The following is an 18,787-nucleotide window of genomic DNA, read 5'->3' on the forward strand; positions in this document are numbered from 1 at the left end:
TTGTATAAATAATACATTTGGAGGTATGAAAGTGAAGAAAAACATTAATAAATTAATAGCTATTGGAATTGGTTTAAGTGTAATAGTAGGAAATGTATCTCCTGTACTGGCAACTGAAACTATAAGAGATAGTAAGATAAACACAATATCAGGGGCTTCAGAAAATAGTTTGAAAATCCTCACTTTAGATAAAGCGATAGAAGCAGGCCTAAATAATGATGATCAAATGAAAATATTATCAAGCAATTTAAATTATTATAAAGATTTGCAGGATTATTATGATGAAGCTGATAATGATAATGGAGAAGACCAAAATGATGTAAATATAGATTCTGCTAAGCAATCAAAAGAATTTAGAAAAGATGCAGTAGAGTATGAAATAACTAATCTTTATAACAGTATAGTATTAGCTGAAAAGCAGGTTGAATATCAAAGAGAGATTGTTAATAATGAAGAAACAAAAACAAGTAATATGAAATTAAAATATAATAAAGGTTTAATTGATTCTGTTTCTATGTCCAAGCAAGAAGCTTCTCTTAAGACTGAAAAAGATACCTTACAGGCTAAAATAAACTCACTTAATGATTTAAAAGAAAAATTAAAATTAGCTACAGGAATAAATGTAAATAACTATACATTTGATGATAGATTAAATTATGAAAAATTGAAACTAGATGGTGATCTTGAAAGTTATATTGATGATAAAATAAGCATTATTACTAAGTATGATAGAGAATTAGCTGATCTTCTAGAAGATGCTGTAGACGATATGAAAGATGATGATTTAGATGATTTAGAAATGCCAGATAAAGATAAATTTTATAATATTCCTAAAACAGATTCCGATGGAAATGTTATAGGATATGATCTTAATGAAGAAGCATATAATACTGCTAAAAATGGAGCATTAGCTGCATATAAAGGCTATTTAGAGGCTAAAAAGGGTAGTGAATCTGCAAGTGCTGGAGTAAACATAAAAGAGAAAACATATAAAAATATGTTACGAAGTAATTACTCTAATATTCTAGCAATGGAAGATGGAATTGATCAATTAATAACTAATATTGATATAGCTAATAAAAGCTTAGCGAATACAAAGCTACAATATCAATTAGGATTGATGACTACTAATGACTATAATACAGCTGCAACAGGGTATAGACAATTAGATATTAGTTTGAGACAGACATTAAATCAATATTATCAATTGAAGATAGTATTTGAAAAACCTTGGGCAGTAAGCAGTTCATCTTCTGCTGGACAATAATACAAATTTAATGAATTTTAAATTGCATCCTAAATAACTTAGGATGCAATTTTTATAGATAAATTCTTAAATTATTATTAATCACATAATTAAAAGCACTTTAATATTATATATTATAGACAAAACTAATTTATATGATAAAATATATAAAAGGGTGTGAAATAAGAAATAGAAAGGTGGAATTATATAGGGATAGTTTTAAAAAGCATCTATATTTAAAGCGCCAGAACTTCGAAAGAAGTTGACGAGGTTGGGGAGTTATCGAAACTTCGGCGGGTGCCCCACGGTATTAAGCACTACCGTTAACGGCTGGCAAACCTTTAAAGTGATTTAAAGAACAAATCCAGTCTGGTGTTAAAACCTTCTAAAGTTTAAGGCTTTTAGGTACTAGGACTATTATGCCCTTTTTTTATTTAATATGATTATTAATTGTAAAGTAATTTGCAATGATATTTTAATATTTTGGTATTACTAGTATAAAGTTTTAAGACTTAGATAAAATTATGAATAAAGAAGCCTAGCTAGATATGTTTGTTAGGAAAAAGGAACTTTTTAAACACTTGAATTTTTAACACTTGTTCCTTAGTAAGCTAATGAACAAGTAATTCGTATGTTTAAAATGGATTCTTAATTTGTGAAATAAGGAAGGAAGAATTTAATATGTGCGGAATAGTTGGATATTTAGGAAGTGGAAAGGCAACATCATTTTTAATAAATGGATTATCAAAATTAGAATACAGAGGATATGACTCTGCAGGTGTTGCTGTATTTAATAAAGATCATTTAGAGGTAAGAAAATTTAAAGGAAGATTATCTAATTTAGCAGATAATATAAAGCAAAATCCAGTTGAGGGATGTATAGGTATAGGTCATACAAGATGGGCAACTCATGGTGCACCATCAGATGCAAACTCTCATCCTCATTTAAATAGCAAAGAAACAATAGCTGTAGTTCAAAATGGGATCATTGAAAACTATTTAGCATTAAGAACTTGGCTAAAAGGAGAAGGATATACTTTTAAATCAGAAACTGATACAGAAGTAATCCCTAACTTAATTGATTATTATTATGAAGGAGATTTATTTGAAGCTGTAACTAAAGCACTTAAAAGACTTGAAGGAAGCTATGCTTTAGGAATAATCTGCAAAGATGAACCAGATAAATTAATAGCAGTAAGAAAAGAATGTCCATTAATAGTTGGGTTAGGTAAAGGAGAATCCTTTATAGCATCAGATATACCTGCTGTATTAAGCTATACTAGAGATGTTTATCTTTTAGAGGATTTCGAAATAGCTGTAATAGATAAGAATGGTGTTAAGCTTGTAGATACAGAAGGAAATGAAATTAAAAAAGATATATATCATGTTACATGGAGTGAAGATGCAGCTGAAAAAGGTGGATTTGAAGACTTCATGTTAAAAGAAATTCATGAACAGCCAAGAGCTATAAGAGACACTTTAGCAGGAAGAGTATCTATGGGGAATGAAATCTTACTTGATGAATTAAAAATAACTAAGGAAGATTTATTAAATACTGATAGAGTATTTATAGTGGCTTGTGGTACTGCATATCATGCTGGACTTGTAGGAAAAAATTTAATTGAATCACTTGCAAGAATACCTGTAGAAGTTGATATTGCCTCAGAATTTAGATATAGAAATCCATTAGTTACAGAAAAATCTTTAGTAATTGTAATAAGCCAGTCTGGAGAAACAGCAGATACATTAGCTGCTATGAGAAACTGCAAAAATATTGGCGCTACAATAATTGCACTTACTAATGTTGTTGGAAGTTCAGTATCAAGAGAAGCTGATCATGTATTATACACATTAGCTGGACCAGAAATATCTGTTGCTTCAACAAAGGCATACACTACTCAAATAATTGGTATGTATATGATGGCAATGACATTTGCTAAAATATTAGGTAGAGTTAAGAGTGAAAGAATAAATAAGTTAAAAGAAGAATTACTAAACTTACCTGAAAAGGTAGAATTAGTATTAGAAGATAAAGATAAGATAAAAGATATAGCTAAGAATTTATATGAAGAAAAAGATATGTTTTATTTAGGAAGAGGTCTTGATTATGCATTAGCACTTGAAGGATCACTTAAGCTAAAAGAAATATCATATATTCATTCTGAAGCATACGCGGGTGGAGAATTAAAGCATGGCCCAATAGCTTTAATAGAAGAAGGCACTAAGGTAGTAACATTATTAACTCAAGAAGCTTTAAAAGAAAAAATGATAAGCAATATTGTTGAAATTAAAGCTAGAGGAGCTAAAGTAGTAGGAGTTTGCTATGAAGGAACTAAAGGTGTGGAAGAAGTTCTAGATGAGGTTATTTATATTCCAAGAACTATAGATATATTTGCACCAGTGCTTGGAGTTGCAGTTCTTCAATTATTATCTTACTATATCGCTAAATTTAAAGGCTGTGATATTGATAAACCTCGTAATCTAGCCAAAAGCGTTACAGTAGAATAAAGATAAATAATAAATTTGTTTAAATGTAGATTTGTAACAAAGTTAAATCATTTATAATAAAGTCGTATCATTTGTAATAAAGTTATATCGTTTATAACAAAGTTGTATCAAAATAAATTTAATTGGTAATACTAAAAATGAATGTTTAGTATTGCAATAATGATAAAAATAGAATAATAGATCCAATAAGGCTAGACATTTTTATTAAAAGAATGTCTAGCTTTTATATTTTTGAGGTGAAAATAATGGCTAAAAGGGAAAGAACTAAAAAAATAAATAAAATGATAAGCGACGGACGTGGAACTGGTATAGGAAAGGATTATATTCCGTGGATAAGAATACAAGATATAGCATCTTTGGGGAGGGTTACACGAGTTAAGGGTATAAAAACTGGAAGACAACATGAATTACTATCTGATGTTGAAAGAAATTATTTTTATTTATTAGAGTTTTCAGATGATGTAGTGGATATAAGAGAACAGTATCCATTATTACCATTAGAAGAAACTATGGATATTGCAATTGAATTAGGAATAAAGCATCCAACAGATCCTAAAACTAATGAGCCAATAGTTATGACAACGGATTTTTTAGTGACAGTAAATAATAATGGAAAATATATGGAGTTGGCCAGAACAATAAAAAATAAAGATGAACTGTTTAATAAACGTATATTAGAGAAATTTGAAATAGAAAGAGTATATTGGCAAAGAAAAGAAATAGATTGGGGCATAGTAACTGAAAATGAGATTGATAAAGTAGCAGCACATAATATAAGTTTTGTTCAAGGATATAAAGATATTTCATCAATAGATTGTTTTATTAATATAGATAGCTTGGAATTAAAAGATTTAATATATGAATTTATAAAAAGAATTATAGATGATAATAGAAGTGTAAGGAAAATATCTTCTGAGTTTGATGATGATATGGATTTAGAAAAAGGAAGTGGACTAAGTATTTTTAAATATTTAGTTATTAATAAGATTATTCAAATAGATATTACAAAAGAAATTGATGTAAATAAAAACTTACCTATTCTTGAGTTAAGAAAAGAAGATATTAAGAAGGTGGAAGCTATATGATTGAAATTAACTCTGTATATAAATATGTTGATGATGTTAGTAAAGAACGAATTAGAGTTATTGATATGATAGATGACTATATTTATATAGTAAATATAGATGGGGCAACATCTATGCCTAGAAAAGAATTGATAGAAACTATTGCACAAGAAATTACTACGGAGAAATTAGTTGCTATTAAAGATCCGTTTGCAAGAATAATTGATGAAAAAAATTTATCAGAATTGCAGATTTCCAAAAGGGAAAATGATTGGAAAATCATTTTGAAATTTTGGGATCCCAATAAAATTGGATTATTAGAAAAGAAATATAGAAATAAAATATTTGAAGAAATATCAGAGCAAGCAGGTATAAGTGTTCCTAAGGTAAAAAAATTGTTTAGTCGCTATTGGCAGCGGGGAATGAATAAAAATGCTCTTTTACCAGATTATATTAATTCAGGTGCTCGAGGTAAAGAAAGAAAATTAGCTGATGTTAAAGTTGGAAGACCTAGAAAAGTTGATTATGAGGGTGAATCAATTAAAGGAATAAATATAACAGATGAAGTAAAGCAACATTTTCAACTTTCAATTAATAAATATTATAGAAATAATAAAAAAATATCACTTAAAGAAACTTATATTTTTATGTTAAGAGATTTCTATTCAGATAGTTATAAAGAAAATAATGAGATAAAACATAAAGTATGGGATAAATCACGAATACCTACATATACTCAATTCTATTATTGGTTTAGGAAGAATGAGGATATTAAAAAAGATATTACATTTAGAGAAAGTGAAAAAGAATTTAATCTTAAACATAGGGAGCTTTTAAGTAATTCAAAGCAAGAAACTGATGGACCAGGAACTAGATTTCAAGTAGATGCTACAATAGCTGATGTTTATCTAGTAAGTTCTCTAAATAGAAATAGAGTTATTGGAAGACCTATTATATATGCGATAATAGATGTTTTTTCAAGGATGATTACAGGAATTTATGTAGGACTTGAAGGACCTTCATGGATAGGAGCAATGATGGCTCTTGACAATATGATTTGTGATAAGGCTGAATTTTGCAAAAAATATGGAATTGATATAAAACCAGAGCAATGGCCATGCAAACATCTTCCTGAAATAATAATAGCTGATAGAGGCGAATTTGAGGGGTATTCCGTAGAAAACTTAATTAATAATTTAGATGTTAAGATAGAAAATACTTCACCGTATAGAGGTGATTTAAAAGGGATTGTTGAGCGAAGTTTTAGAACAACAAATGAAAAAATTAAACATACAACTCCAGGAGCAATTCAAAAAGAATTTAGAAAGCGTGGAGATAGAGATTATAGATTAGATGCAACATTAACATTAGAAGAATTTACAAAAATATATATTAATATTGTTTTACATCATAATAGTAAATTAATAGATAAATATCCTATGGATAAAGAAATGATTGAGGATGAAATTGTTCCAACACCATTACAATTATGGAAATGGGGAATGGAAAATAGGAAAGGACGATTAAAAACCGTAGATAGAGAAGTTTTAAGGCTTAATATACTGCCTAGAGGTAAAGCAAGTATATCAAGGGCAGGAATAAGGTTTAAAGGTTTGTATTATAGTTCAGATAAAGCAATTAAAGAGCAATGGTTTATAAATAATAATGTTAGAAGTATAAATATAGTTTATGATCCTAGAAATATGAATAGTATTTATATTCCATATGACAATGGATTAAGTTATGATGAATGTTATTTAATAAGCACAAGTTTGCAATATAAAGACTGCATATTAGAAGAAATTATATTTAATCAAGAACTTATGTCTGAATTAAAAGAAAAGGAAGAAAAAGAGCAGAATCAAAATAAAGTTGATTTTGAAAAAGAAATTGAAGAAATAGTAATTCAAGCAAAAAAAGCTAAGCAAAAGGATATTGATTACAATAAAAGTTCAGCAGAAAAATTAAAAGGAATAAAGAAAAATAGAATGGTAGAAAAGGAATTGAATAGGGAGGATGAAAGTTTTAAGTTAGGTCAAGAAAACAATATTGAGAATAATAAGATAGCAGAAGCCATTGAATTAATTAAACCAGATGAAGAAACTAAAGAAAGTAATGGAGATAAAAGATTGTTGGAAATGATCAAGCGAAAAAGGAATGAGAAAAAGTGAAAGATAGTGAAAAGATAACAATACTTAAAGGGCGCGTTGAGGAAGCTGTTTATAAAGAACAAGAAATAAAAGAATACTCATGTAATCCATTTATAGAAGCATTACCTAATATATTTACTGAGGAAGACGTGGTCGACAAATTCACAGTTTTTCCGCAGATTACGGATGAAGATAGAAGTAAGCCAGAAAATTTGAGGTATCACATTATAAAGAGAGCAAAAAGCTTTATTCAGCCGTTACCTATACATATCAGATTAGAAAGAATGCTATCTGCATTAATAAGGCGTGGATATTTAAGTAGAAATCCAGTAGATAAAAGCTTTTTGAAAAGTTTGAGGATACTTAACGAGTTAGATGATGAATCAATTAAAGATAATAGCCTGCAAGATGAATTAAGCAACATTAGGTCTACTGCTGATAGTATATCTATTATAGGAATTTCAGGAATAGGAAAAACAACAGCTATTGAAAGATTACTTTTGATGTATCCACAAGTAATTAAGCATTTCGAATATAAAGGGATAAACCTTACAAGAACACAAATAGTATGGTTAAAGGTCGACTGCCCTTATGATGGAAACTTATCTACGTTGTGTAAGAATTTCTTTTCTGCAATTGATGATATTTTAGGAACAAGATATTTAGAAAAGTTTGGGTATTCTAATAGAATAACATCAACGATGTTAATTAATATGACCAAATTAGCATGGAGATATGGAATAGGTGTCTTAGTTATAGATGAAATACAACATCTGTTAAATGCAAAAAATGATATGGAAGAAATGCTTGATTTTTTCGTTACACTTACTAATACAGTTGGAATACCTACAGTACTTATTGGAACCAGTAAAGCACAAAAGATATTTAAGGGAAACTTTAGGCAGGCGAGAAGAGCGGCTAGTGAAGGTTCTATTATGTGGGATAGAATGAGCAAAGAAGATGATGAGTGGAAGTTCTTTATGGAATCTATATGGGAATTTCAAGGATTAAAGAAAATAGCTCAATTAACAGATAAACTGATGGATGTATTTTATGATGAATGCCAAGGCATTACAGCAGTAGCAGTTAATTTATTCTTATTAGCGCAAGAAAGAGCACTACAGGAGGGCAAAGAACAAATAACTATTGGAATTGTAAGAGAAACAGCTAAAAATGATTTACAGATGATTAAACCAATGATTAAAGCTCTCAGAAACAATAATTTAGCGGATATTATGAAGTATGAGGATATTTCAATCAATTTAGATGAAATAGCAATGAACTATAAGAATGATATACAGTTAACAGGTTTAATTAAAGAATCATTTAAAGAAAGAAAAAAGTCAGTGGAATTTAAGAAAAAAAGTGTAACAGAGAATCTGATTTTAGATTTAGTAGCGATGAATTTGTTTGATAATTTAAGTAATGACGATATTCAAAAAATTTGTGAAAAGATAGTAGAAAAATCTGCTATTGACGATGAATATAATATTCAAAAGCTTGAAGCTGTTAAGAAAGCTATGGAGCTTAATGAAACATTAAGAGAAAACCAAAATAGAAAGAAACAATGTGAGAGCAATGAAGGATTAATAGGAATATATGATGCTGCTATAAAGCAGAAAATACATCCATATGAACTATTAAAAGAAAAGGGTTTTATAAAAGATCCTTTTGAAGAATTTTTAAAAGTTAATTAATTATGAGGGGATGGGAGAGTAAAAATATAAGGAGCGATATTAATGCTAGATTTTTTTACTGATCCCTACAAGGATGAATTAATATATTCAACTATAGCTAGATATCATTTTTATTCAGGAAATGTTGATTTTAGAGATACTATTGAAGAATGTTTTGGTAAGAGAACTATGATACCATCATTTGAAATAGGTGGTAACTTTGAATATTTATCAAAAGTATTAGGAAAGAAATATAGTTCAGATGAATTAATAATAAAACATACTATTATGCCTTATTATTCACCTTTTATTTCTGAAAGAGTAAAAAATCAAACTATTGATGAAATAAAGAATAAAGGAAGTTATGCATTATATACAAGGTTAGGAATTGTAGCGGGAGCTATATGTAAAAAGGATGGGATTTTTTACTGTCCATTATGTGCTGATGATGATTTGGATAAATACGGAGAGCCATATATTCACCGTGAACATCAACTACAAGGAATATATTTATGTCCTCATCATGGTGTTTTGCTGAAGGAATATTCTTTGAAGAAAGTTGATGTAAGCAGAATTGAATATATCAGGTTAGAAGAAAGGTACTTAGATTTAAAAACTGATGATAGTATTATTGATGATTATGATAAGCATTTAAAATTAGCTGAAGATTCATATTATTTATTAAATGCTAATTTAAGTAGTATGTCTAAAGAAAAAGTTTTTATGAAATATAGAAAATTATTATTTCAAAAGGGGCTATTAAAGGGAAATAATACAATAAACCAAAGAGAGCTATATGAAGAATTCATAAATTTTTATGGAAGAACATTCTTAGACAAATTGGATTGCAATATAGATTATAACAATGAATATAACTGGCTTAAAGTTCTGGCAAGGAAATCTAAAAGAGCATCACATCCTTTAAGACATCTGCTGTTTATTAATTTCTTATGTGGAAATATTGAAGAATTTTTTTATAAGACGGATTGTAAACTAGGAAAAATAAATAAAAGAAATGAACATTATTTTTTAGAAAATGCAGATATAAATAAATTAAAAATGTATAAAGAAATTATTTTAAAAGAAATAGCTGACAGCAAGAATCTATCAAGGACGGAGATACGAAGTAGATGTAAAAAAGAATATATGTATCTTTATAGATATGATAAAGAATGGCTATTAAATACTTTACCTAAAAAAGTTGAAATTAAACAAGATAATAGAAGAGTAGATTGGGATAAACGTGATAAAGAGTATTTGAAATTGTTAAAGGAAAAATATGAAGAATTAATTAATAGTGAAACTATGATTCGTATTACAAAAGGAAGTTTATCTAAGTCATTAGGAATATTATCTAATATAGAAAAGAAATTAGATAATTTACCTTTAGTAAAGAAATTTTTTGATGAAGTATGTGAAAGTACAACAGATTTTCAAATAAGACGGGGAAAATTTATAATTGATAAATATATAGATAAAGAAGGAATAAAGCTATGGGAAGTGCAAAGAATAGCTGGAATTAGAAGTGAACATTTTAAAAATGTAAAAGATGAATTACAAAAATATTTAAACGAGAAACTGGGAGAATTATATTATGGGGAGAATAAAGCTTAAATTAAAAAACTGGCCTTTTGAAAAAGGACAAAAGGTTCAATTGATATGGATTGGAGAACCATTTAAAGAAAATAATAAATGGATGATTGATACTTATTTTTGTGATGGAAAAGTTACTAAAAAGGTAATTCAAGATTGGGCCAACATACATTTTTTATCTATTGATAAGTATTATACTGATGGAGATTTAAATTCAGGTGAAATAATAGATGATGAAGGAATAATGAAAACAATAAATATAGAGTTAAGCAACATTATGCCTAAATACAACGAATCAGATTGGAATATAAAGAAAAGTAATTATAAAAGTAAATCTAAAACTTTTAGTTTTTGGAAAAATAATGTTTTATATACTATTCCAATAATTGAAATAGTAAGAGCTGTTTTAGCTCCAAATTCGTTTATGCTAAACACTATTTTATATAATGATATATGGGAAGATTATTTTATCTACCATGAAAAAGATAATATTCTTAATTTATATTTTTCTAAAGAGTATAAAACATCATATTTAAAAGATGAATACTATAATCATTTGGCATGGATGATAAGTAATCAAGAAATTTTTCAAATGTATAGTAACGTAGGATATAGCATGTTGAATTATGGAACATTAAAATTTGAATTTAATATTCCCAAGTTTAATATTAGAGCAAGAGTTAAGACACATAAATATGGTTTTACTATTATGGAAATATTAAAAGTAAATTTAAAGGAAATTAAATTTGAAGGAGTGGAAATATATCATCCTAGCTTTGAAGAACGAAAAAAAAGTGATGAAGCTAAAAACAGGAAATATATTTATATAGACAATAATAGTGATGATAAAATAATTGATAATAATATGGATGGTTCTAATAATTATGATGAAAATATTAATAATGATTTGATAATTCAAGAGTATGTTAATATACCTAAAATAAAAAAGATTAAGCAACGTGAAGGAAAGTTAAGATCATTTGAAGACGAGTATACGCAAAAGTATGTTAAGGAAGATGACAATTTAAGGACATTATCTTCAGAAGGTGGGTATAGAAGTAGTATTGGAATCGAAATTTCCGCAGTAGATGAAAAAGTATTATCAAAAGAATTAGAAAGTTTTATAGCTATTATAAAAGAACTAGAAGGGTTTAGTTGGATATCAAGTGTAGATATAAAGGTTGTTAATTTACCAGTAGGAAGAAAATTTTCATACTTAAGCAATGCTATTGACAGGCGTAAATGTGTAATAGCAGAAGTAATTAAAGGTGATGGAAAAAAATTAAGTATTATTGAAGTAGAAAGAGAAAATAGGATGTTATCAACTTTAATAATTGAAAGAGAAAAAAATAAAAATTACGAATATATTTATAAAAAAATTCTTGAGGATTTGGTAATAATGAATGGCTCTTGGAGCAGTAAAAAAATTCAGGAAATAAATATGTTAGAAGTCAAAACTATTAAATGTAAGCATAGTAGAAATGGTATAGGAAAATTTAAAGAAAATTTATATAGCAAAATAGTAAGTATATGATATTATTTCAAAATTAATCTATTATTATTATAATGTAGTATAATGTTTTTAGGGAACAAATGTAAAGAATATTTAATATTTACAAAGAGGTGCAATATGATTAATGATATGTTAAAAGAAGATAATTTGTTTACATTATTAAAAGATGCTCAAAAAATTGGATATTCAATAAATTTAAACTATTCAACTATGACAATATTAACTAATGATTATTACAAAAAGCAATCTAAAGGTATTCAACATAATAGTTTTTTAATTGCAACAGCCATTAATTCAGAAAATTTAAGCTTAACTAAGGAAATTGACGAAGAAATTATACTATTGCGTGTGACATCGGAATATGAATTGCCTAATAGTGATGTGTGGTTAGAGGCTAAGATAGATAAATTTAAGAATATACAAACAGATACAAAACTGGTGTATGATGAATTTTCACAAAATGAAATGCAATATTCAGGATTGGAATGTAGAGTTTTAGGAACATTTTTTAAAGATGAAAATGGTGAACTTAAGTTTGGATCGGATATAGAAAATTATTATGGAACACAAATTTTGAGAGTATACAAGCCATCATGCAGTAGTTTGGAGAAAATTGTTAATTATAAAGAACAAAAAAATACAAGACAAAAGATTGTGACTACGCCTAAGGAAATCGGAGAAATAAGATTTACATCAAGCAATAGATTACAAAATAAGGATAAAAAAGCAAAAGTTTATATAGATCCAAATGACTTTATTGCTCGAAGAACTGCTATGTTTGGAATGACTAGAACTGGAAAGTCAAATACTGTGAAAACTTTAGTCAAAGCTATTGATGAAACAGCAAGAGCTAATAATATGAAGATAGCTCAGATTATTTATGATATAAATGGTGAATATGCTAATATGAATATTGATGATAAAGGATCAATAGCAAGTGACTTAAAAAGTGCACATATATTCTCGTTAAATACAAAATTAAGAAATGTAAATAGTACAAATATTCAAACATTACAATTTGATTTCTTCAAGAATATAGAATTAGCACATGAATTTATTATAAATCTTTTAAAGGATAATAATACGTCTACATCAACAGATATTCAAACATTTTTGAATATGGATATTAGTGCATATATGTATCAAAATATTGATCCAACAGATAGGTCATTAATAACTAGGTCAAAATGGATAATTGCAACATATAAATATATTTTATATAAGGTTTTAGGACAAAGTAAATTAGAAAAATTCAAAAATCCATTTAGTAAAATAATAATGGAACAATTAGATATGAATAAATTTATAGATAAGGAAATAACATATGAGGAATTAGGAGATATTTTAAATAAAATTCATGAAAAAAGGGATTCTTTAAAAACTAGTAGTGGATCAAAAGTATATAAAGATGAATTCGAAAATTTAGTTAATATAGCAGTTAAAAAAAATTCAAACGGAGGTCAATTTTTAGGATTTGGTCATATAAAAAAAGTACAACCAGGAGCATATCATTGTGATGAAGCAGAAAACTATATTTATAAAATATTGAATTTAGTTAAAGATGGACATACTATAATACTAGATTTATCAATAGGTGATGAAAACATGAGAAATTTAATAAGTGAAAGTATTGCTAAAAAGATATTTAAAAGTAATATGAGTATGTATATAAATGGAGAAACACCTAATTTTGTAATATTTTATATAGAGGAAGCACATAACTTAATAGGAAGAGATATGGATTTGAAAGAAGTTTGGCCAAGGATAGCTAAAGAAGGAGCAAAGTATAAGATAGGGCTAGTATATTCTACACAAGAACCATCATCTATAAATAAAAATATATTATCTAACACAGAGAATTGGTTTGTGACACATCTTAATAACGAAGATGAGCTAAGAACATTATCGAAATTTTATGATTTTGCAGATTTTAAAAATTCTTTATTAACAAGTAAGGATGTTGGATTTTCTAGAATTAAAACTTTATCACAACATTTTGTATTACCTGTACAAATTAAATTATATGAAAGCAGTGAAGAATGATGCCATTTAATAAGGAGAGAGCTAATAAATTTTCTCATGAGAATATAATCAATAATTATATTCTTAAAGAAAAAATAAATGAATATAGAATTGCATATGATATAGACGAAGGAAATAGAGAATTAATTTCAGATGTAAATTCAAGATTCGAATATAATAATATCATTGATAATAATATTATAAAATTTATATTTACAGTTGATAGCTCGTTTACAGAGTTACCAGTAAATGATGAAGTTCCATCGGCCAAAATTGGAATTGTAAATTTTAGTTCTAATATTATTGATTTAAATAAGAAATCTGAAATTTATGATGGTGGATTTGTTAATCCAGAAAAATTTAATGATATATATAATTCGAAAATTTTAACATTTATATGTCCAACTTTTAATATAGTACCAAAAGATAATGAGGATATGAATATTATAGATTGTATTAGAAAGGAAATATATAATTTCTATCTTACAAATAGTCCATTTGGAGAGATAACTCTTATGGAATCATTTATTAATGTGCTAAAAAGTAATTTAAGTAGTATTAGAATTAGGTGTTCTAATGAAAATTGCAAATCAAATAATAATGAGAATGATAATTTTGAAATAAGTATAAATGAATTACAAGATGGATATTGTATATGTCCATTTTGCGGGGAAAAAAAATATATAACTGATTATTTAAGGTTACATGAGTGCGTTGATTTAGAATTTGGACATAACACAATTTTAACAAGATTTGCTCAAATAACAGAACATATGCTAGCTATAAATTTAATAGATTCATTATTAAAATATAAGTCGTATGAATTAATAAGAAAAACAGCATTCATAATAGATGGTCCACTAGCTATTTATGGTGAGCCAGCTAAGATGCATAAAAGTATATTAAAATATTTACATTATGTATCTAAACAAATAAGTAATGAAATTATATATTTTGGAATATTAAAGACTGGAAAACTAAAAGATCATTTTATATTATTAGAAAAAAAGCTTAATGAAAAAGAAAATAATATAAAGAAAAATAGCTATTTATTAGTAGATGATTATTATAGGTTTAAATATGTACAAAAATCACCAGTAAATAATAAGTTTTTTGGACAAGAAGTTTTGTTTGGGCAAGATTATTTATTTTATTCGGATTCGGCAAAAAAATTTGTTATTTCTATGTTATATCCAATAGAGAGTAAGAAAGGTGATTTTGGAAGGTTCATCTTTAAATCTGAGAACTATAAAAACAAAGACATAATATTTAATTTAATTAATCAAATAAGTATAGATATATATGATGATGCTATACTGCCAATTGCATTATCTCATAAATATGCAGCAATTAGTTTAAATCCTGGAACGGATATTTTGGAGAAATTTTTAAAAGAAAATATACAATAAATTTATGCATTGTTCCTTTTAGAATAACCATATATAATTAAATTAAGTATAATACAAGAATTTTCGGTGAAAGTTAATCTATAGAAAGGCGGTATGTATGATGAATTTTTCTCCATTAAGATATCCTGGTGGAAAAAGTAAAATAGCTCCATTTATTGAAGTGGTAATTGATAATATTGGATTTGAAAATTGCACATACATTGAGCCTTTTGCTGGTGGAGCAGGAGTGGCTTTGGCTTTATTATTTAATAATAAAGTTCAACAAATAATAATAAATGATTATGATAAGGCAATTTATTCTTTTTGGAAGGCAGTTATTAATGATACTAATAAATTATTGGGGCTTATAAAAAATACTCCAATTTCAGTTGAAGAATGGAAAAAGCAAAAAGAGATATATAGTAATAAAAATGATAAATATTCAGTAGAATTAGGATTTGCAACGTTCTATCTAAATAGGACAAATAGATCAGGAATTTTAAAAGCTGGGCCAATAGGTGGATATAATCAAGAAGGAAATTATTTGATTGATGCAAGATATAATAAAGATATTCTTATAAAAAAAATAGAATTAATTGCTGCAAGAAAGAATCAGATAAAGATATACAATAAAGAAGTGAGAAAATTTATTGAGCAGATACTTCCTCAATATGGAGATGAAGCGTTTGTTTATTTTGATCCACCATATTTTAATAAAGGAAAAGAATTATATAAGAATTTTTTTAATCCTAAAGATCATGCAAAAATATCAGAATCAATCTCTAAAAATGTTAATAGTCATTGGATTGTTACTTATGATGATTTCCCTGAGATTGTAGATTTGTATAAAAATTATTATATAAAAAGATTTGATATTAATTATAGCGTTGCTAATAATAGAAAAGGCTCTGAAATTATTATATTTAAGGATAAAACTTATTGTCCAAGTAATGAATATTTGGTTAAAAAGAAAATTAAATTAAATTTAAGGTGAGATTTTAGATGGATAATAAATAGTTTATATATGTTAATAGGTATTTTGAATATATTAATATGAATATAGATTGGGGATGTAATAGTGATTATTCAAAGTATTGAGATTGAAAAATTTAGAGCAATAGAAAAAATGAAATTTAAGCTTGGAAAAAATATAACTGCAATAGCAGGTAGAAATGCAACTTTAAAAACAACACTACTGGGAATAATAGGACAGCCGTTTACTATTTCCAGAACAAATTCTATGTACGGAGCTAAAACTATTGATGGGTATAATTTTAAGTCGCAATTTAAAGAAAAGTTTAAAATATCAAAAAATGATAAAGTTGGAGAGCATATATGGACATTAAAATTATATAATAAGGGATATTATCCTAATAATGAAATTACAATGACAAGCATTTCAAGACCAACTAAAAGGAATCCAAATGAAATTAGATTTTGGAATGCTAAAAGTAAAGCAAAGGGATCAGGGTATATACAACTTCCAGTATATTACTTAAGTTTAAGTAGATTATTTCCAATAGGTGAAAGTAAAGCAACTAATAAGTCTAGAATGGTTCTGACAGATGAAGAAAATGAATTATTTTTAAAATATTATAGGGAAATTTTATCAATACATAATACTACTAACTCTTCTGTATATATGGAAAAAACTATAGACTCAAAAGTTTTTGTTGGAGTAAATGATAATACACATGATATATATACGAATTCAGCGGGAGAAAGTAATGTTGGAAGAATTATTTTAGCTGTTTTATCTTTTAAAAGGCTAAAAGAATGTTATAAAGAATACAAAGGTGGCATATTGTTACTTGATGAAATTGATTCTACATTATATGGATATTCACAGAAAAAACTAGTTGATTTTTTGCTGAATGTATCGCAAAAATATAGTATACAAATCATATTCACAACTCATTCTCCTATGATATTAAAACAAGTTAATAAGTGTCAAAGGGATGAAATGAAAAATAAGCCTAAAGGTATTAGTGAACAAGATTTATCATATAATAGTACCATAATATATTTAGAACCTAATTATATAGGAGATGGTACAAGGGTGATAAAAGGGAAAAATATAGAAAGTGCTAGTTCATTAAACGAAATAATCAATGATATTAATTTACAACCTTCAACTATAAAGCAAAGTATAAATGTATATTTAGAGGATAGTAGAGCTAAAAGCTTATTATTATTTTTACTCAGAAAAGTTTTAAACACCGATTGCAAAAACTATATTAACATTATAGATGTTGATTTAGGCTGGAGTAATTATGTTCAATTACATAAAAAAAAGATACCTGAATTTTTAAATAGTATTATAGTTTTAGATTTTGATGTGAAAGAGAAAAAAGATGCTAGAGAAGCATTAAAATATATAAATAGTTCAACTGATAATATTATATTTTTGCCAGTTGATGTTGAAATGGGATTATTTAAATTATTAAAAAATTATGAGATGTATTCAAAATTTGAGAAAACTTTAAATGATATAATTTTAAAATATGATGTATGTTTTAGAGATTGGACAGAAAATGAATATCAAGCCATTGAATATAAAAGATGGTTTAAATATGTGGAAGAGATTTTGAATGGAACTGAGCTTTTATTTGAATTTTGGTATAGCCAAAATGTTAGTTTGGCAGAAGAATTTGTAACTGATTTTATCACTGCATATAATTTAATAGCTGATAATTTAGAATTAGATTATATTATTATGAAATAGCATAATCTATAAGCACTTTGTTAGTTATATATAAGGTAATAATTTATAAGACTTTTAATCAAACTTTATTATAAAAATGAATACAAGCTAATTATTGAAAGTATATAATTTTGATTAAACTTTATTTAAAATTATAGATTTCAATTTTACGCAAAATCGAGCCTTTAGAAGTAGATTTCAATCAAACTTTATTCAAAACCTACATTAAAAATAAGTATGTATAAATATATAAGACATAGAGTAGTACAGAATATATCTGATACTCTATGTCTTATTTTTTATATAGTTAAAGGAAGTGAATCAAAAATGAATTTAAAGCTGTGTATTAATTATAGCTAATAAAATATAAGACTCATCATTGTTATATATGTTATAAAACATAACAAGTATTATAAGTATAATTTTTATTTGAAAACTTGAAAATAAAATTCGGTTATTATTGACAAAATATAATTATAATGCATATAATAAATATATGAATAAATATTCATATATTCAAATGAAAAGAGTGATAGATATGAATGATAATATAGAAGTTTGTAATTGTACTATAATCCATGAAGATATAGTAAGTAAAGTTAAGAAATCTATACCAGAGGAAGAAACTCTTTATGATTTAGCTGATTTATTTAAAGTTCTTGGAGATTCAACAAGAATAAAAATATTATGTGCACTATTTGAAGCAGAAATGTGTGTTTGTGATATAGCAGCTCTTTTGGGAATGACTCAATCAGCTATTTCACATCAATTAAGAGTTTTAAAACAAGCGAGATTAGTAAAATATAAAAAAGAAGGTAAAGTAGTTTACTACTCACTAGATGATGAACATGTTAAAAGTATTTTTGATCAAGGTCTGATTCATATATCAGAAAGAAATTAGTATTAAATTTGGGGGTGAAAGA

The 18,787-nt window shown here is 26.5% G+C and carries 12 protein-coding genes; all 12 read left to right on the forward strand.

Features of this window, described 5'->3' with window-relative positions; all coding sequences use genetic code 11:
• Nucleotides 1-31: 31 nt before the first annotated feature.
• The 12 genes from CNEONATNEC86_RS01605 (at nucleotide 32) to CNEONATNEC86_RS01660 (ending at nucleotide 18,765) form a co-directional block, all read left to right on the forward strand.
• Nucleotides 32-1,267: a TolC family protein gene (locus CNEONATNEC86_RS01605; RefSeq protein ID WP_058293477.1), complete on the forward strand. Its 1,236-nt coding sequence runs from the start codon at nucleotides 32-34 to the stop codon at nucleotides 1,265-1,267.
• 660 nt (nucleotides 1,268-1,927) lie between these two features.
• On the forward strand, nucleotides 1,928-3,754 hold the full coding sequence (gene glmS / locus CNEONATNEC86_RS01610) for a glutamine--fructose-6-phosphate transaminase (isomerizing) (protein WP_125149645.1): 1,827 nt from the start codon (nucleotides 1,928-1,930) through the stop codon (nucleotides 3,752-3,754).
• A gap of 245 nt (nucleotides 3,755-3,999) precedes the next feature.
• Nucleotides 4,000-4,839 carry a TnsA endonuclease N-terminal domain-containing protein gene (locus CNEONATNEC86_RS01615; RefSeq protein ID WP_159135424.1) on the forward strand — a complete coding sequence of 280 codons (840 nt, stop codon included), beginning with the start codon at nucleotides 4,000-4,002 and terminating at the stop codon, nucleotides 4,837-4,839.
• Nucleotides 4,836-6,989 carry a Mu transposase C-terminal domain-containing protein gene (locus tag CNEONATNEC86_RS01620; protein ID WP_159135425.1) on the forward strand — a complete coding sequence of 718 codons (2,154 nt, stop codon included), beginning with the start codon at nucleotides 4,836-4,838 and terminating at the stop codon, nucleotides 6,987-6,989. Before CNEONATNEC86_RS01615 ends, CNEONATNEC86_RS01620 begins: the two co-directional genes overlap by 4 nt.
• Nucleotides 6,986-8,665, forward strand: coding sequence for an AAA family ATPase (locus CNEONATNEC86_RS01625; protein WP_159135426.1), 1,680 nt, complete (start codon nucleotides 6,986-6,988; stop codon nucleotides 8,663-8,665). The genes CNEONATNEC86_RS01620 and CNEONATNEC86_RS01625 overlap by 4 nt, the downstream gene beginning before the upstream one ends.
• A 42-nt stretch (nucleotides 8,666-8,707) precedes the next feature.
• Complete coding sequence (locus tag CNEONATNEC86_RS01630) at nucleotides 8,708-10,258, forward strand: TnsD family Tn7-like transposition protein (RefSeq protein ID WP_159135427.1); 1,551 nt, start codon at nucleotides 8,708-8,710, stop codon at nucleotides 10,256-10,258.
• The gene (locus tag CNEONATNEC86_RS01635; protein WP_159135428.1) at nucleotides 10,239-11,771 is read left to right on the forward strand and encodes a Tn7-like element transposition protein TnsE; all 1,533 of its coding nucleotides are present in this window, start codon (nucleotides 10,239-10,241) and stop codon (nucleotides 11,769-11,771) included. Before CNEONATNEC86_RS01630 ends, CNEONATNEC86_RS01635 begins: the two co-directional genes overlap by 20 nt.
• Nucleotides 11,772-11,867: 96 nt before the next feature.
• Complete coding sequence (locus CNEONATNEC86_RS01640; protein ID WP_159135429.1) at nucleotides 11,868-13,793, forward strand: ATP-binding protein; 1,926 nt, start codon at nucleotides 11,868-11,870, stop codon at nucleotides 13,791-13,793.
• Entirely contained in the window at nucleotides 13,790-15,181 is a 1,392-nt protein-coding gene (locus tag CNEONATNEC86_RS01645) for a DNA double-strand break repair nuclease NurA (RefSeq protein WP_159135430.1), read from the forward strand. The genes CNEONATNEC86_RS01640 and CNEONATNEC86_RS01645 overlap by 4 nt, the downstream gene beginning before the upstream one ends.
• Nucleotides 15,182-15,278: 97 nt before the next feature.
• Complete coding sequence (locus CNEONATNEC86_RS01650) at nucleotides 15,279-16,154, forward strand: DNA adenine methylase (RefSeq protein ID WP_338145588.1); 876 nt, start codon at nucleotides 15,279-15,281, stop codon at nucleotides 16,152-16,154.
• Between the two features lie 84 nt (nucleotides 16,155-16,238).
• Nucleotides 16,239-17,885 carry an AAA family ATPase gene (locus CNEONATNEC86_RS01655; protein ID WP_159135431.1) on the forward strand — a complete coding sequence of 549 codons (1,647 nt, stop codon included), beginning with the start codon at nucleotides 16,239-16,241 and terminating at the stop codon, nucleotides 17,883-17,885.
• 517 nt (nucleotides 17,886-18,402) lie between these two features.
• Nucleotides 18,403-18,765 (forward strand): ArsR/SmtB family transcription factor, encoded by a 363-nt coding sequence (locus CNEONATNEC86_RS01660; protein WP_172437848.1) that lies wholly within the window; start codon nucleotides 18,403-18,405, stop codon nucleotides 18,763-18,765.
• Nucleotides 18,766-18,787 lie beyond the last annotated feature (22 nt).

The organism is Clostridium neonatale, from assembly GCF_900465025.1.
Classification (GTDB): Bacteria; Bacillota; Clostridia; order Clostridiales; family Clostridiaceae; genus Clostridium; species Clostridium neonatale.

Excerpts from the sequence above, each read along its gene's own strand:
- glmS (WP_125149645.1), top strand. The coding sequence starts at position 1,928 with ATGTGCGGAATAGTTGGATATTTAGGAAGTGGAAAGGCAACATCATTT.
- CNEONATNEC86_RS01615 (WP_159135424.1), top strand. The coding sequence starts at position 4,000 with ATGGCTAAAAGGGAAAGAACTAAAAAAATAAATAAAATGATAAGCGAC.
- CNEONATNEC86_RS01620 (WP_159135425.1), top strand. The coding sequence starts at position 4,836 with ATGATTGAAATTAACTCTGTATATAAATATGTTGATGATGTTAGTAAA.
- CNEONATNEC86_RS01630 (WP_159135427.1), top strand. The coding sequence starts at position 8,708 with ATGCTAGATTTTTTTACTGATCCCTACAAGGATGAATTAATATATTCA.
- CNEONATNEC86_RS01635 (WP_159135428.1), top strand. The coding sequence starts at position 10,239 with ATGGGGAGAATAAAGCTTAAATTAAAAAACTGGCCTTTTGAAAAAGGA.
- CNEONATNEC86_RS01640 (WP_159135429.1), top strand. The coding sequence starts at position 11,868 with ATGATTAATGATATGTTAAAAGAAGATAATTTGTTTACATTATTAAAA.
- CNEONATNEC86_RS01645 (WP_159135430.1), top strand. The coding sequence starts at position 13,790 with ATGATGCCATTTAATAAGGAGAGAGCTAATAAATTTTCTCATGAGAAT.
- CNEONATNEC86_RS01650 (WP_338145588.1), top strand. The coding sequence starts at position 15,279 with ATGATGAATTTTTCTCCATTAAGATATCCTGGTGGAAAAAGTAAAATA.
- CNEONATNEC86_RS01660 (WP_172437848.1), top strand. The coding sequence starts at position 18,403 with ATGAATGATAATATAGAAGTTTGTAATTGTACTATAATCCATGAAGAT.